This is a genomic window from Streptomyces nogalater, from assembly GCF_039532885.1.
Taxonomy (GTDB): Bacteria; Actinomycetota; Actinomycetes; order Streptomycetales; family Streptomycetaceae; genus Streptomyces; species Streptomyces nogalater.
This window is the reverse complement of record NZ_BAAASM010000046.1, coordinates 54,898-70,422: the sequence shown is the minus strand read 5'-3', so window position 1 is coordinate 70,422 and position 15,525 is coordinate 54,898. Positions and strand designations below refer to the sequence as shown.

At 73.7% G+C, this 15,525-nt stretch carries 10 protein-coding genes; 5 read left to right on the top strand and 5 right to left on the bottom strand.

Features of this window, described 5'->3' with window-relative positions:
* A partial coding sequence (locus ABD350_RS28200) for an LLM class flavin-dependent oxidoreductase (protein ID WP_344351469.1) occupies positions 1 to 208 on the bottom strand: 208 nt, incomplete at its 3' end.
* Between the two features lie 317 nt (positions 209 to 525).
* On the opposite strand from ABD350_RS28200, the gene ABD350_RS28195 reads away from it, so the two are divergent.
* The 3 genes from ABD350_RS28195 (at position 526) to ABD350_RS28185 (ending at position 4,816) form a co-directional block, all read left to right on the top strand.
* Positions 526 to 2,955 carry a DUF6185 family protein gene (locus ABD350_RS28195; protein ID WP_344351468.1) on the top strand — a complete coding sequence of 810 codons (2,430 nt, stop codon included), beginning with the start codon at positions 526 to 528 and terminating at the stop codon, positions 2,953 to 2,955.
* 109 nt (positions 2,956 to 3,064) lie between these two features.
* Positions 3,065 to 4,033: a hypothetical protein gene (locus tag ABD350_RS28190; RefSeq protein WP_344351467.1), complete on the top strand. Its 969-nt coding sequence runs from the start codon at positions 3,065 to 3,067 to the stop codon at positions 4,031 to 4,033.
* Positions 4,034 to 4,072: 39 nt separating this feature from the next.
* Entirely contained in the window at positions 4,073 to 4,816 is a 744-nt protein-coding gene (locus ABD350_RS28185; protein WP_344351466.1) for a hypothetical protein, read from the top strand.
* A gap of 138 nt (positions 4,817 to 4,954) precedes the next feature.
* On the opposite strand, the gene ABD350_RS28180 is transcribed toward ABD350_RS28185, so the two are convergent.
* Positions 4,955 to 6,370 (bottom strand): SLC13 family permease, encoded by a 1,416-nt coding sequence (locus ABD350_RS28180; protein WP_344351465.1) that lies wholly within the window; start codon positions 6,368 to 6,370, stop codon positions 4,955 to 4,957.
* 138 nt (positions 6,371 to 6,508) lie between these two features.
* On the opposite strand from ABD350_RS28180, the gene ABD350_RS28175 reads away from it, so the two are divergent.
* Positions 6,509 to 12,454: a WD40 domain-containing protein gene (locus tag ABD350_RS28175; RefSeq protein WP_344351464.1), complete on the top strand. Its 5,946-nt coding sequence runs from the start codon at positions 6,509 to 6,511 to the stop codon at positions 12,452 to 12,454.
* Between the two features lie 63 nt (positions 12,455 to 12,517).
* Here the strand turns inward: ABD350_RS28175 and ABD350_RS28170 are convergent, their stop codons facing one another.
* From ABD350_RS28170 to ABD350_RS28160, 3 genes are all read right to left on the bottom strand, one after another.
* Positions 12,518 to 13,333, bottom strand: coding sequence for a phosphotransferase (locus tag ABD350_RS28170; protein ID WP_344351463.1), 816 nt, complete (start codon positions 13,331 to 13,333; stop codon positions 12,518 to 12,520).
* 110 nt (positions 13,334 to 13,443) lie between these two features.
* Complete coding sequence (locus ABD350_RS28165; protein ID WP_344351462.1) at positions 13,444 to 14,082, bottom strand: SMI1/KNR4 family protein; 639 nt, start codon at positions 14,080 to 14,082, stop codon at positions 13,444 to 13,446.
* Between the two features lie 228 nt (positions 14,083 to 14,310).
* Positions 14,311 to 14,844 (bottom strand): MarR family winged helix-turn-helix transcriptional regulator, encoded by a 534-nt coding sequence (locus ABD350_RS28160; RefSeq protein ID WP_344351461.1) that lies wholly within the window; start codon positions 14,842 to 14,844, stop codon positions 14,311 to 14,313.
* Between the two features lie 137 nt (positions 14,845 to 14,981).
* Here ABD350_RS28160 and ABD350_RS28155 point away from each other — a divergent pair, with 137 nt between their 5' ends.
* Complete coding sequence (locus ABD350_RS28155; RefSeq protein WP_344351460.1) at positions 14,982 to 15,521, top strand: phenolic acid decarboxylase; 540 nt, start codon at positions 14,982 to 14,984, stop codon at positions 15,519 to 15,521.
* The last annotated feature ends 4 nt before the right edge of the window (positions 15,522 to 15,525 follow it).

Sequence of the window (15,525 nt, the reverse complement as noted above, 5' to 3'; positions counted from 1 at the left end):
GCGACGACGGCACGAACGGCGGGTTGTGGTGCTCACCGGTCGCGAAGACGTCCAGCCCGACCTCCTCGGCCTTCAGCGCGATGGCGACCATCGCCTTGATCCGCTCGCCCTCGGTCGGGGTCCGCCCCGTCGTCGGGTCGGTGGTCACGTCCCCGACGGTGAAGATCCCGAACTGCGTGCCCGAGGCCCCGGGCTGAGCTTGTGCCATTGGTGCTGTCCCATCGGATGCGAAAAGTAAGGCGTTTGCGTCGATTCGGCCGCTGCGCGGAGAGGGGCAGGCGGCGTCGTCCGCCCCGAACCTAACGCCCGTTCATGTCCGTGCTTGCCGGGGAACGCATGCATCCTTGCCCGTGGAGGCATTTCCCCCGGGCTTTGCCGACAGGCGCTCCGTCTCACGGGTCCCGTCTCACGGGTTCCGTCTCCGGGCCGACGCGCCTGCGGTCCCAGATCGGGACGGGGGAATGACACGGCCACTTCGGTGGCATGACGTCTGAGGGACGGAGGGGGACCGGGGAGGGGGGGATCGTGCGGCTGATCGTCGTGGCGCTGGTGACGCTCACGTGGTGGCTGACCGCGCCGGCGCAGGCGTACGGTGTCGCGCGAGCCGACGACGACTGTGCCGTTCCCCGGCTCGCCTCCGCACACGTCTCCGCGTCTCTGCGCCTGCTCCACCACGGCCGTACGCACAGCAAGGCCGAGAGCGTGATGACCGCCCGTGTGCCCGCTTCGTGGCCACTGGCGCCGAAGCTCCTGATGGGCGAGGACAGCGTCGCGTACCGGCAGGCCATGCGCTGCTTGGTGGGGGAGGAGGCCGATGCCCAGCGGTTCCACCCGGACGAGTGGAGAACGGCCCCTCCCCGCGTCACCTCCGACGGCGAGGAGGTGCGTATCCGTCTGGAGACGCACGCCTGGGTCGACAAACGCCATGTGGCGCTCGGGCCCTGGCGGATCGAGGCGGGATTCGCCCGCTGGACCATCCGGTTCAAGGCGCCCGAGGCCCTCCGGGCCGCGCGGTGGGACACCGTCGAGATCGACCCGGACACGCCGGGCGCGGAGTGGGCACGGCCCGATCCGTCGGCCCGCCGGGGCGCCCACGCCTTGGTGTGGAAGCCCCCGAGGGAAGCGTCGCGGTCGATTCCCGAGATCGAGGTACGAACGATGCCGCCCTGGCAGCGGGCTTGGGCGGCTCGCGACGACCGCGACCTGAACAACATCGGTTTGCTGGGCGAGTTCCTCTGGATGATCGGCGTCGCCGCGGCCGCCACCATGGCGGCCCGGTCGATCCAGCGCCGGCCGGCGGGCCCGCCGGGCGCGCAGGAGGAGGCGGAGGCCGCTCGACGGCTCGTCGGCTGGGTGTGGCTGAGCCCCGCCCTCGCCTTCCTGAACGGGGTTCAAATCGGCCCGCCCGACGCCCAGTTCCTCCTGGGGGTCCCCCTGTCGGCAGTGACGGCGGTCATCATGGCCGTGCGGTGCCGCCGGGGCCCCGCCGTCGTCATGGTGACGGGAACGATCGGGGCCGCGGCCGTCACCTCGGTCCTCGTCTCCTCCTCCATCGGGGCCCTCGTCACGGCGAACATCCTCGCTCAGTCGGCCCTGCTGTGTGCCGCCCTCGCCTGGGCCCGGCAGCTGTCGGCGCCGCACCGACGGCTCCGGCTCCCCGTGCTCGCCCCGTTGTCCATGGCGCTGGCGACCGCCCTGGTCGGCTGTCATCTGTGGTTGTCCGAACGCGGATGGGATCGTGAGTCCTGGCTCGCTGACCCGACCACCGACGCATACGCCACGGCGCACGGCGGCCATCTCACCGCCGGGCTGCACAGGCTGGCCGTCGAAAGCGCCACCTGGCTGCTCACCTACGACTCGGTCCTCACGGCGCTGGCGATCGTCGCACTGCTGAGGGCCCGGGGAACCGCGGGACGCTCCCGGCACGCCGCCCCGGCCGCACCGGACATCCTGCTGATGCTGCTGCTCCACACCGTCGTCGTCACACCCCCGTTTGGGTTCTACCTGAACAACAGCGCCCTCGTATGGCTCGGGATCGGCCTGGACATCGCCGCGCTGGGGTCGCTGGTGATCATCGGCGGCCGACGCTCGACGCTCGCACAGCGCTTGGCCGTCTCCGGGCGGCCACTGTGCGAACTCTTCACCGAGACGCACCGCGTGGACTTCCTCCACCGCGCCCGCCGGTACCGGGAACTGCACGCCGCCCTGCGCCGGCTGGACCACGGCCAAGCCGACGAGACGGCGACGACCCGGGCCGCGGTGGAGCGTCGGCTGCGCGGGCTCCACCGCTGGCGGACACCCCAGAACACCGGCGGACCGGTTGCGGACCGGCTTCCCCCCGAGGTGACCGTCGTCGATGTCGTCCTGGCCTGGGGGCCACGTGCGACCTGGTGGGAAAACGGCCGCCGGGCCGCCACGTACGCCGCCTTCCTCGCCGCCCCGGCGAGTGCGTTGATGACATGGCGGGGCTGGATCGGGAACGGCTCGTGGGAGCAGACGACTTGGGGCGCGGCGGACACGGCGCTCACGCTGTTGCTCTGGGAACTGGGGTGGACCGGCGCCGGCTTCCTGCTCGGCGCCCTGTGGCGGCTGTTGCCCGGGCGCCGCGGACCCGCTCGCGCCCTCGCGTTCGCAGCGGCGTACGCCGCGCCCACCGGACTCGACGCGCTGGTACGCATCGCCGCCGACGAGGGTCAGGGCGACACCGCGCTGGACCTGTCCCTGACCCTGCTCATCCTCACGGTCACCGCGCTCGCCATGGATCTGGAGACCTTCCGGGGAGAACGACGCTACTGGCCGTCACGGGTCGGTCTGCTGCTGTCCGTCTACCAGATGCGCTACGTCTCCCTGCAGGTGGCGTATCTCTTCGCCCAGATCGTCGCCGCGATCACCATCTGGCAGTTCGTCACCGACGGCGGGGGGCCGCCGGACCCCCCGGCCAAGTTCCAGCCGTGAAGCCGTCGCGGTGGTGTCCGAAGGCCCGGAAGGGCGGTCCGGCCGATGTACCGTGGCCCCGGTGTGCCGTAGCTCCTACGATGAAGGCCGTCGTCGGGGGAGGGGACACGTGACGCGCAGGAACACACCGCAGCAGTCCGGGCGCCGGCTGGAGGACAGGATCGCGTGGGCGGTCCGCAACGCGGACGGCGTGGTCGCCATAGGCCTGGCCCTGGTCGTGGGTCTGCTGGACCTCCTGGACGACGGCCTCGACAACAACATCGTCTCCGGCGCCACCCTGCTCGTCCTGGCGACACTCGTCTACGGATCGCTGACCGAACGCCGGCGCCGCCTGGCGGACATCCGGCGGGCGACCGAGGGGACGGGCCGGGCGATCGAGGACCTGTCCATGGTGCGGAGCCTGTCCGGCCCGGAGATCGCGCTGGCCCACGAGCGGGCCCGCCGGGACACCTCCCGCTGGGTGTTCAAGGGCGGCACCGGCACCTACCTGCGTGCCGTCACCCTCCCCGAGTGCGTGCTGGAGGCCCAGCGGCAGCGCCGCTCCCTCAGCATGAAGATCGACATCGTCAATCCGGCCGACGACCGGGTCTGCGAGGCCTACGCACGGTTCCGCCGTACCTTCGGGCACCGCGACGAGGCCGACCCGTTCACGGAGTGGACCACCGAGCGCACCCGCAAGGAGTCGTACGCCACCGTGGTCGCCGCCGCCTGGCACCGGCAGCGGCTGGACACCCTGGAGATCGACGTCCACCTGTCCTCGGTGGCGCCGACCCTGCGCTTCGACCTGTCCGACACCTGCCTGATCATCACCCAGGACGACCCGCGCCGGGTGAGCCTGTACGTGGAGCGGGGCCGGCCGCTGTACGACTACTACGTCACCGAACTGCACCAAAGCCGTGAGCAGGCGGTCAAGCTCGATCTGCGGGAGGCCACCCCGCTGAGCGACGAACCGACCGTGGACGAGGTCAGACGGCTGCTGGACCGGCTGGGTCTGCCGCTGCCGGCGAGTTTCACCGACGGCGATGTCGGCGACATCATCGACAGGGCGCTGCGTGCGGAGGATCCCTACCGCAGGTGAGTGGCGCACACCGAGCGACATCTCAGGGGGAGAGACGCGATGGACTACCCGGCCCTGGAACGGGCCGCCCGGCGACAGGCCGCCGCCGAGGTGATGCGGTACGCCGCATCGGAACTGGAGCAGATCGCGTCGGGCCGCCGTGACCTGCGCGCGGTGCTCCACCCCCTCGGATTCGTCTGCCTGCCGATCCTGCGGGACGGCCCGAGGGGCGTCTGCGTCCACGTCTTCGGCAACTACGGCAACCACGGCAACCGCGACAATTACGGCAACCACGACTACTCGGAGGGCTCAGGGGCGGCCGGGCCGGAGGTACGGCCCGGTCCGGCGATTCCTCAAGTCCACTCGCACAGCTGGGACCTGACCAGCACGGTGCTGTACGGGCGGCTGGGCAACCGGCGTATGAGGGTCTGCGAGGAGACCGCGCGGCCCACCCACCGGGTGTTCGAGGTGCACAGCGGTCCCCTGGGCGTGGACGAACTGCGGCCCACCGCACGGCTGGTGACCTGCCGGCCCGGCACCGAGCAGACGAGCGTACGCGGCCAGACGTACGCCCTGCCGGCGGGTATCTTCCACACGACCGTGGTCCCCGGCGGCCGTCCCACGGCCACGCTGGTGCTGGGCCGGACGCTGCCCGGCGGGGCGGACCTCTCCCTGGGCCCGTTGCAGGCCCCGGCGCACCGCATGGTCCGCCACAAGTGCGACGCGCCCCAGACCGCCCGGATCGCGCGGGCCACCCTCAGGAGGATCCATGAGGCCGACCCCGGGCCCGAGGCACCCGGCTGACCCGTCGGCCCGTCCACGCCCGCGCGTTCCGCACGGCGGTGGACGCCGTCGAGGAGGCCGGGGAGCGCTGCGGCGACGGTGGCGGTGACGGCCGTACCCGGCCGGTGGCCCGTTCGGCCGCGGCCACGACCGGGGTCGCTACCGGGTCAGGGCCAGTGTCAGCACCGAGGCCGTCACCGCCGACACCGCCAGCACCGCGCCGATCCCCAGCAGCCGGGTGACCGGCACCCGTACCCCGTACGCGTGGCACCGCTCGTACCACAGCAGCGTCGCCAGCGACGCCCACGGCGTCACCACCGGGCCCACGTTGGTGCCGATGAGCAGCGCCAGCAACTGGTCGTGGTTGGCCAGGGGAACGGCCGCCTCCCCGGCCAGGTAGACGGGGAGGTTGTTCAGGACGTTCGACAGTCCCGCGCCCACCGCCGCGGCCCGGAGCAGGCCCAGCAGGCCACCGTCCTCGCCGATCGCGGCGGCCAGCAGCTCGTGCAGCCCGTTGGCGTTGACCGTCTCCACCACCAGGAACATTCCGGGGACCATCACCAGCAGCCGCCAGGGCACCAGGGACAGCCGCAGCTCCGACGGGCGGCGCACCGCGAAGGCCGCGACGGCGACGGCCGCCGCCGCGGCGGACGCCATCCACAGCTCCGTGTCGGCGACCAGGATCGCGACCAGGAAACCGGCACAGGCCAGCGCGCAGGCCCGGAACAGCACCGGATCGGCGGGCCGGTGCACCGGCGGCGGCGTATAGCGGTCGCGGCTCCCCGCCCGCACGCCCTCCGTTCCCGCCCGCCCGCCTTCGGCTCCCGCCCGTATGTCCTCGGCGCGGGCCGCGCCCGGCCCGCCGGGGGCCCGGACGCCCGTGCCCGGCCGGTCGGCGCTCGTCCGATCCCACGGGTCCCGTCCGGCATCCCCTCCCGCGTTCCGCCCCGCGTCCCGTCCCTCGGTCCGCCCGGTGGCCCCTCCGGAGCTTTCCGGGCCCTCCCCCCGCCGCCCGCGCCGCCAGAAGAACAGCCACAGGCACACCATGGTCACCGCGATCGCCGCCAGTTGCGGTGCCCACATGCGGGCGGCCAGACCCGCCGGGGACAGCGCGACACGGTCCGCGGCCAGCAGGTTCGTCAGGTTGGACACCGGCAGCAGCAGGCTCGCCGTGTTGGCCAGCCATACCGTGGTCATCGCCAGCGGCACCGCCGCGATGCCGACCCGGGAGGCGAGCGCCAGCATCACCGGGGTCAGCAGTACGGCCGTGGTGTCCAGGTTCAAAGCGATGGTGGTGATCGAGGCGAAGGCCACGCACAGCAGGAACAGGGCCGGGTAACTGCCCCGTCCGGCGCGGGCCATGCGCGCCGCCACCACGTCGAACACTCCCGCTCTGCTGGTCAGTTCGGCCAGCACGATCACCGTGCCGAGGAACGCCAGCAGCGGGGCGATCCGGTGCATGGCGTCACCGGCCTGCCGGGCCGGCAACACTCCGGAGGCCAGGCAGATCAGCCCCGTCACCAGCAGCCCGATCGCCAGCCGGTCCAGCACATGCAGACGCAGAAAGACACGCACGCAGGGAAGGGTCGCACATCCGTGCGCGGCCCGGCAGCGGGTCCGTCGCCCCGCCGGCCCGCCGGAACCATCTTCCGGCGGGGAACGCGACCGGTAAAACCCGCCTGAACCGAGGGACGGCAGAGGCATGATGGACCCATGGTGGCTCGTCAGAACGCCCCGGGGGACACCGGGCCATGGGACTTCTTCATCAGCTACTCACCGGCCGACGAACGCTGGGCGTCCTGGATCGCCTGGACCCTTGAGGAAGCCGGCTACCGCACCGTCCTGCAGGCCTGGGACTTCGTGCCCGGCACCAACTTCGTCGACTTCATGGACCGCGGGGTCAGCGAGTCCGCCGCCGTCATCGCCGTCCTGTCCCGCAACTACGAACGCTCCCGCTACGGCCGTATGGAGTGGCAGGCCGCTCTGCGCGCCGACCCCGACGAACCGGAACGGCGGCTGCTCACCGTGCGCGTCGAGGACATCCCGGTGGAGGGCCTGCTCGCCACCATCACCTACGTCGACCTCGTCCCGGTCACCGACCCGTCGGCCGCCCGCGATCTGCTCCTCACCCGGGTCCGCCAGGCCCTCGACGGCCGCGCCCGGCCCAGTCTGCGCCCCGGCTACCCGGGCGGCGACAGCACGCAGGCCCCGCCCGCCGGCCCCTCGGTCCCCGTCGTGCCGGCGCCCGGCCGGCCGTTGGGCCGCCCCGGCTGGGCGGGGCGGCGCAGGCCCGCGGCGGCACCGGTCTATCCGCGGGTCACCGGGGACACCGCGGCGCGCGAGGCGGTCACCGTGCTCCACCTGGCCGGGCCCGCCTTCGGCCGGGGCCAGGACCCGGCCGGGTTACAGGCCGCGATCTGGGGCGACCTGGTCGAACTCACCGACACCGGGGCGCCCGCCCCCGACCTGCTGGTGGTCACCGGCGACCTGACCGCCTCCGGCAGCCCCCGCGAGTTCGAACAGGCCCTGGCCTTCCTCACCGGGCTGCGGGCGCTGCTCGGCCTGGAGCCGCACCGGGTGGCCGTCGTCCCCGGCGGACACGACGTCAACCAGGCCGCCTGCCGGGCCTACTTCAGCACCTGCGAGGCCGACGAGATGCCGCCCCGGCCGCCGTACTGGCCCAAGTGGCGGCACTACGCCCGGCTCTTCCAGGAGCTCTACCAGGGCCTCGACGCGGTCTTCGACAGCGACCAGCCCTGGACCCTGTTCCCCGTGCCCGAACTGCACACCGTCGTCGCGGGTTTGAACTCCTCCATGGCCTACAGCCACCGACTCGACGACCAGTACGGCATGATCGGCCCCGAGCAGGCCGCCTGGTTCGCGCAGGCACTGCGCCCGTACGAGACCGAGGGATGGCTGCGGATCGGCGCCCTGCGCCACCCGCCCGGCGACCCCCGCCACTCCGGCGACCCCCGCCATTCCGGTGCCCGCCGCACCACCGGCGCGCGGGGCCCGGCCGCCGCCCCGGACGGCGCGGGTCCGCTGCGCGACACCGACGTGCTGGCCCGGCTGACCGCGCCCCGGCTGCACCTGCTGCTGCACGGCCCGGACGAGCCCGGCACGGCCCCCGTCCTGACCACCGCCTCCGGCGAGGTGCCCGTGCTCGGCGCGGCGGGGCCCGGCCGGCACCGGCTGCTGCGCATCGGCCGCGACTCCCTGGCGAGCTGGGACGTCCCCGGCGAGCCGCGGCGCCGGCAGGCCGCCTGGCGGCGCGCCCACCGCGCCTTCGGCCCCGGCCCGGACGGGACGGCGGACGGCGCCGATCCGCACGGCGCCCCCGCCGGTCCCGCGGCCCCGGACGCAACCACCGCACCGGAGCCGGAGCCGGAGCGCGAGCCGCGCGCGGTGCAGTCCCCGGCCGACGTGCTGCTCGCCCGGGTCGCCGAGGTGTGCCGCACCCGCCACGAGGGCGCCCAGATCCGCCTGGTGACCGGGCCGGTACCGCAACTGCTGGTCACCTGGACCGAGTCGGGCTTCGTCCGCCAGCAGCGGGTGGCCGTGCACGCCGGCACGCCCACGGCCGACGACATCGAACGGTTCACGGTCCTCGTCCACGCCGCCGACACCGAGACCGAGGCCGAACTCGTCCACGACGGCCCGCCGCCCGCCCGCGACCTGCGCGACGCGGCCCGCCGCAGAGGCGTCCGGGTGCGCAGCTTCACCGAGTTCCAGGGCCTGCTCGACCTGCGGGGCTACGTCAGCGCGCAGAACGAGCGGCTGCGCACCGACCCCCGCTACCCCCCGGACATGTACCTGCCGCAGCGGTACCGGGAGGTGGAGCGCCTCGGCGCCGAGGACCGCGACCACCTGGTCGACGACATGCTCCGGCTGCTCGACTCCGACCAGGGCCGCTTCCTGCTGCTGCTCGGCGACTTCGGGCACGGCAAGACCTTCGCGCTGCGCGAGCTGGCCCGCCGTATCCCGGCCGAACTGCCGCACCTCATCCCGCTGCTGGTGGAGCTGAACGCGCTGGACCGGGCGTACTCCTTCGAAGGGCTGGTCGCCGCGCACCTCGCCGCCCACGGCGTCGACAACATCGACCTGCGCGCCTTCCGCTACATGTTCCAGCAGGGCCGGATCGTGCTGCTCTTCGACGGCTTCGACGAACTCGTCAACCAGGTCAGCTACGACCGCGCCGCCGAACGGCTCCAGGTGCTGCTGGACGCCGTCGTGGACAGCGCCAAGATCGTCGTCAGCAGCCGCACCCAGCACTTCCGCTCCCAGGACCAGGTGCTGACCGCGCTCGGCGAACGCGTCGGCCTGCTCCCGCAGCGCCGGGTGCTGTCCGTGCAGGAGTTCACCCAGCAGCAGATCCGCGCCTACCTGGTGAACCGGTACGACGGCGACGAGCGCGCCGCCGATCGCCGGCTGCGGCTGCTGGACGCCATCCCCGACCTGCTCGCCCTGTGCCGCAACCCCCGGCTGCTCGGCTTCGTCGCCGACCTCGACGACGACCAGCTGCGCGCGGTCGCCGGGGCCGGGCGCGCCCTGAGTCCCGCCGGGCTCTACCGGGAGGTCCTCACCGCCTGGCTGCGCTTCGAGGAGCACCGCGGCACCGGCGGCCTCGGCCGGGCGCCCGGACTCAGCCTCGACCAACTGTGGAACGCGGTCACCGTGCTCGCCCTGCGCCTGTGGGAGAGCGGCCAGGACGCGCTCCGGCTGGACGAACTCACCGACGTCGCCGAGACGCTGGCCGGGCTCGCCGACACCCGGCTGTCGGTGCCGCAGACCGCGCACGCCATCGGCTCCGGCAGTCTGCTGGTGCGCAGCGACGACGGCGTGTTCCGGTTCATCCACGGTTCGGTGGTGGAGTGGCTGATCGCCCGGGAGTGCGCCCTCCGGCTCGCCGCCGGCGACACCGCGCTGCTGGCCCGGCGCCAGCTGAGCCGGCTGGCCGTGGAGTTCCTGTGCGACCTCGCCGACCACCGCGCCTGCCAGGAGTGGGCCGAGCGGACGCTGAGCGGCACCGGCCGGGACGGGCACGACCCGGCCGTCCGGGGCGAGGAGATCGCCCGCGCCAACGCCGTCAAGGTCCTCGCCCGGCTGCGGGTGCCCGCCCACACCGACCTGCGCGGCGCCTCCCTGGCCGGAGAGGACCTGTCCTACCGCGACTTCTCCGGCGTCGACCTCACCCGCGCCGACCTCACCGACGCCCGCCTGGTCGGCGCCAACCTCTCCGGCGCCGTGCTGCGCGACACCCGGCTGACCGGCGCCCGGCTCGACGGCGCCGACCTGACCGGGGCCGACCTGCGCGGCGCCGACCTGAGGCGGGCCCGGCTGATCCGCACCGACCTGACCGGCGCCCGCGTCGAGGGCGGCCGGTGGCGGCGCGCCGCCCTGATCTCCGCGACCACCTCGGGGGAACTGCCGTCCGCGCCCGAACTCGCCGCGGCGGCGATCGCCCCCGGGATGAGCGTCGACTCCGGCTTCCGGCCCTCCGCGGTCGGTGTCCCCTACGGCTTCGACATGCGCACCAGCCGCCTGCCCGAGCCCATCTCCTACAGCCCCGACGGCGAACTCCTCGCCGTGGGCAGCGAGGACGGCGGCGTCCTGGTCTGCGACGCCGACACGGGCACCCCGCTGCGCACCCTCCAGGGTCACACCGGCCGGGTCTACGCCGTCAAGTTCCGCGAGCGGGTGCTGGCCACCGGCAGCGCCGACGGCACCGTACGGCTGTGGGACCCGGTCTCGGGCCGCTGCCTGCACCGGCTGGACATCCACCCGGGCGGGGTGTGGCCGGTCGTCGTGAACACCGACGGCTCCCTGCTGGCCACCGGCGACGCCGACGGCACGGTCACCGTCTGGGACACGGCCTCCGGCACCCCCCTGCACCGGCTGCCCGGTCACGCGGCACCCGTGTACACGGTCGCCTTCGCGCCGGACGACGGCCTCCTCGTCACCGGCGACGCCGCCGCCGCCGTACGCCTGTGGGACCTGGCCGACGGGCGGCCGGCCGGGGACCTGCCGGGCCACCGGGGCGCGGTGTTCCGGGCCCGCTTCTCCCCGGACGGAACCCTGCTGGCCACCGGGGACATGGGCGAGGGGCGGGCCGGCACGGTCCGGGTGTGGGACCTCGCGGCCCGCCGGGTGCGGCACGAGTTCACCGGGCACGCGGGCCGGGTGTACACCCTGGACTTCCACCCCGACGGCCGGTTCCTGGTCAGCGGCGACACCGAGGGAGAGGTGCGGCTGTGGGACCTGGGGCAGGGCGGCTCGGCCGGGCTGCTCGGCGGCTGCCGCGGCGCCGTGTACCAGGTGCTGTTCGACCCCGACGGGTCACTGCTCGCCGCCGGGGACAGCGCCGGGGTGGTCCGCCTGTGGCGGTTCGGCCCGGAGGCCGGACCGGCCCCCGACGGCCGGCCCGCCGCCGTCCCGCTGACCCGGCAGCCCACCGAGCACCGCGGCTCGGTGTGGGTGTGCAAGTTCCGCCCGCACGGCGACACGCCCGCCCCGGAGACCGGCTCCCTGCTGGTGACCGGCGGCAACGACGGCATCGTACGGCTGTGGGACCCCGCCGCCGGCCAGGGCCGGCGCATCCTGCGGGGCCACGGACGCCGCATCAACAGCCTGTCCTTCAGCGCCGACGGCTCGATGCTGGCGGCCGGCGGCAACGACGGCGTCGTACGGCTGTGGCACTCCGCCTCCGGTCGGCGGCTGCGCGAGCTGACCGGGCAGAGCGACCGCCTGGTCTCGGCGGTGTTCAGCCCCGCCGGGCCCCTGCTGGCCACCGCGAGCAGCGACGGCAACATGTACGTGTGGCACGCCGTCACCGGCGAGTACCAGCGGGAGATGGACGTCGAGACCGAACACGTCTGGGCGGAGGCGTTCAGCGCCGACGGCGAGGTGCTGGCCACCGCCAACGACGACGACACGGTCCGGCTGTGGTACCGGGCCACCGGCGCGCACGTCGCCACCCTCGCCGAGCACTACGGCCGGGTCCGCTCGATCGCCTTCCGCTCCGACGGCGCCGCCCTGGCCACCGGCTGCGACGACCGCAAGGTACGCGTCTGGGACATGGCCGACGGCCGGCTCACCGCGGTCCTCGACGGGCACACCGACCGGGTGTACGCCGTGGCGTTCGCGCCCGACGGCTCCTGGCTGGCCAGCGCCTCCTGGGACGGGCAGGCGGTGATCTGGCGCGACGGCGCCGCCGCGCACCGGCTCACCGGCCACGCTGGCCGGCTGTGGACGGCCGCGGCGCACCCGCGGCTGCCCCTGCTCGCGACCGCCGGCGACGACCGGACGGTCCGCCTGTGGGACGCGCACACCGGCGAGGAGAAGGCCGTCCTGACCGGCCACGCCGGCCGGGTGCTGGCGGTCGCCTTCAGCCCCGACGGCTCCCTGCTGGCCAGCGGCGGTGAGGACGGCACGGTCCGGCTGTGGAACGTGCCCGCCGACGCCCCGGCCCGCCTGCGCGCCACCCTGGTCGGCATGCCGGAGGGCTGGGCCGCGCTGGCGCCGTCCGGCGGCTACAAGTACGAGGGCGACGTCACCGGCGAGTTCTGGCACGCGATCGGCATGTGCCGTTTCGAGCCGGGCGAACTCGACGGCCACCTGCCGGGCATCCGGAACGTGCCGCCGGACGATCCACTGGAGTGAGACCCGGCCGGGGCGCTCGCCCGTCGTCCACGCGGGACGGCCGCCGGCCCCACTCCGGGCCGGTCAGTCCAGCAGGGCGGTCGTGAACACCTGACGGTGGGTCACCAGCCACTCCTGGATGCGGTCCCACCGTTGCCATCCACCGCGCTCGGCCAGCGCCCGCGCGTAGACGGGGTCACCGTGGGCCACTCGGCCGGCGACGAAGGCCCGGCAGGTCGCGGTGGCCTCTTCGATGATACCGGGGAGGTCGACGCGCTCCCGCGGGGAGAGGCCGTAGCCGTCGGCGAGGACGCGCAGTCGCGTCGGGGCGTCCAGCCCGGCGGGGTAGAGGGGTGCCGCGGACGTGGGATCGAGCATGGGGACCCAGTAGCGGGCGGTCATGGCGACGTCCCACAGTGGCCGCCCGGGCGCCGCCAGGTCGAAATCGATCAGGGCCGTGGCACGGCCGTCGCGGAAGACGACGTTCTCCGGGCACACGTCGTTGTGGCACAGCACCCGCCCTCCCGCCGGATCGGCCAGAGCCTGGGACCACGCGGCGCGGGAGTCCACGGCGACTGCCGCTCCGGCATCGTGCAGGCGCCGCAGCAGGCTCCCCACCGAACTCAGAGCGGACTCCGTCATCGCCCAGCGGGGAAACGGCGGCCGGGCGACGTCGCCGGGAATGTAGGTCAGCTGCTCGCGGCCGTCCGCGGTGAGCCGGACCGGGGTCGGAGCGCCGTCGAAGCCGTGCTCTTGGAGTGCGAGGAGATAGGCGTGGAGGGCGCGCGCGGCGGGCGGCGCCGGGCGCTCCACCAGCGAACCGCGGCGGCAGACCGCGCCCGCGTTCATCATGCCGCCGGCCAGTGCCTCGCCCCGTGCCGCCCCACCCTCACCCGTCATGCCGATCACGCTACCGGCAGCCCGGGGGCCGTCACGGCAGGCCCCGCGATGCCGCCCGACGCGGCTACGGGGAGGCGCTCGCAGCCGCGTCACGCTTCCGTCGGAGTCTTTCACCGCATCACCGGCACCGGTGGGCCCTCAGCCGTAGTGCGACTCCACACGACGTGGGGTGGGACCGGTCCCGTGGCGTGCACACGAGGCACGGCCGGGACCCCGGAGCCGGAGAGAAGAGGGCGGGAGTGGACGAGGGCGTCCAGCACGGAGTCGAAGAGGTGGCTCAGGCTGTCCCAGCGCCGCACCCCCTCCAAGCCGATGGACGGGTCAACCTCCAACACGGCCCCGTGGCCGGGACCGTCACGGTGGTCGACGACGAGCAGGCCCCCCGTGTGGTTCGCCGCCACGGGCACCCAGCAGACGTCGGCCATCGTCCCGACGACGTACTCCTCGTCCCCCTCCGACACGGCGCGGGCGACCTCCTCCTCCATGTCCCGGAGCCCCTGACGCATGCGCGCAGTGTCGAGCAAGGCGTAGTCGAGGGGTACGAACGCTCCGGCCGGTGAGGGCCGTTCACATGCCGACCCGTCGTGCAGGGCGAGCCAGGCCCGTACGTCAGGGTGGAGCGGGAACTTCCCCTCCGTCACCGTGTCGATGGCCTCGCGGCCGGCGGGTGGAGCCAGTTGCCGGTAATCACCCGGACCGTACTCTTCGAGCCACCGGGCGAGCAGCGTGACAGTGCGGATCAGTTCCATGAGTGTTCCTTCCCCGGCCCCGGCCCTCGCAGAACCGGATCGGCGACGCGGCCGCGCGCCGCGACGCCCGCGCTCTGTCCCGGCTGCGGCACTCGACCGCCTGGCTGTGGTGACCATGCCGGGCAGCTGCCCTCCGGGTCCGTCGTGGCCGAAGACCGGGGCACGGCCGGCCGGGATGTCCAGCTCAGAGCCTGTTCAGGGTCGCGGTCGACGGGGTGCGCACCCCGATCAAGGACTGATCGGGTCCGGACGGGTGACGTCGCCCGTCTCCAGTGCGGTGACCAGCCGGTCCAGAGCCGGTAGCGCCTGGTGCAGCGCCGCCCGGTCGGCGTCGGACAGCTCCTCCACGACGCGGGTGAGCGCCGAGGTGCTGGCCCGGTCGTAGCGCTCCAGCAGGTTGAGGGCCTCCTCTGACGCGGTGAGCACCACGGTCCGTTGGTCGTGCTCGGGCCGGACCCGTTCCACCAGCCGAGCGGCGGACATCGCCCGCACCAGGTTGCTCACGGTGGACGGTGCCACGCGCACGCGTGCGGCCGCCGCACCGGGGCTGAGACCCTCGGGCGAGGAGGACAGGGCCCGCAGCAGTTCGATCTGCGCCTCCGGCAGGTCGGGCAACCCCTCGGCGTTGCGGGTGGCGCGCAGGACCGCGCGCCGCAGCGGCCCCAGAAGCCCGCCCAGTCCGGCCGCGACGCGTGCCGCCTCCGGCGCGCCGGGTACACCGCGGTCGCCCGTCCCGTCCGCCGTTCTGTCTGTGTTACGCATGCCACCATTGTGGACTGCGAAGATAAATTTTTGTCACAAACATATTTTGTGGCACAGTGGTGTGTAGGGCGAGGGCACCGCACCGGCCGAACCCCACGCCGTCGGTGACCGCTCACAGCACAGCAAGGAGCACCACCATGACCACCGTGCACGACACCCCGACGACCGTCGAGAACCCCGTCCCGCCGCAGGATCTGTCCGGCATCGCCGGGTACCGGTTCATCTACACGTACGCCAACGGCTGGCAGTACGAGATGTACGTCAAGAACGCCACGACCATCGACTACCGCATCCACTCCGGGATGGTCGGCGGCCGCTGGGTGAAGGACCAGGAGGTCGACCTGGTGCGGCTCGCCGACGACGTCTACAAGGTGTCCTGGAACGAACCGACGGGCACCTCGGTCGTCGTCAACGTGCTGCCCCGCCTGCGGGTCCTGCACGGCACCATCTTCTTCCCGCAGTGGATCGAGCAGGACGGCAGCAAGACGGTGCTCTACCAGAACGACCACCTGGAGGAGATGCGCGCCTACCGGGACGCCGGCCCCACCTACCCGATCTACGTCGTCCCGGAGTTCGCCCGTATCACCCTGTTCGAGTACGTCGGCGAGAACGACGAGAGCGTCGTCGCGGTGGGCCCCGAGGACCTGCCCCGGGGCTTCGCCGACCGCACCAACTGAAGGG

Coding starts and splice junctions, on each gene's coding strand:
- ABD350_RS28155 (WP_344351460.1), top strand. CDS start 14,982: ATGACCACCGTGCACGACACCCCGACGACCGTCGAGAACCCCGTCCCG.
- ABD350_RS28170 (WP_344351463.1), bottom strand. CDS start 13,333: ATGACGGGTGAGGGTGGGGCGGCACGGGGCGAGGCACTGGCCGGCGGC.
- ABD350_RS28175 (WP_344351464.1), top strand. CDS start 6,509: ATGGTGGCTCGTCAGAACGCCCCGGGGGACACCGGGCCATGGGACTTC.
- ABD350_RS28165 (WP_344351462.1), bottom strand. CDS start 14,082: ATGGAACTGATCCGCACTGTCACGCTGCTCGCCCGGTGGCTCGAAGAG.
- ABD350_RS28160 (WP_344351461.1), bottom strand. CDS start 14,844: ATGCGTAACACAGACAGAACGGCGGACGGGACGGGCGACCGCGGTGTA.
- ABD350_RS28185 (WP_344351466.1), top strand. CDS start 4,073: ATGGACTACCCGGCCCTGGAACGGGCCGCCCGGCGACAGGCCGCCGCC.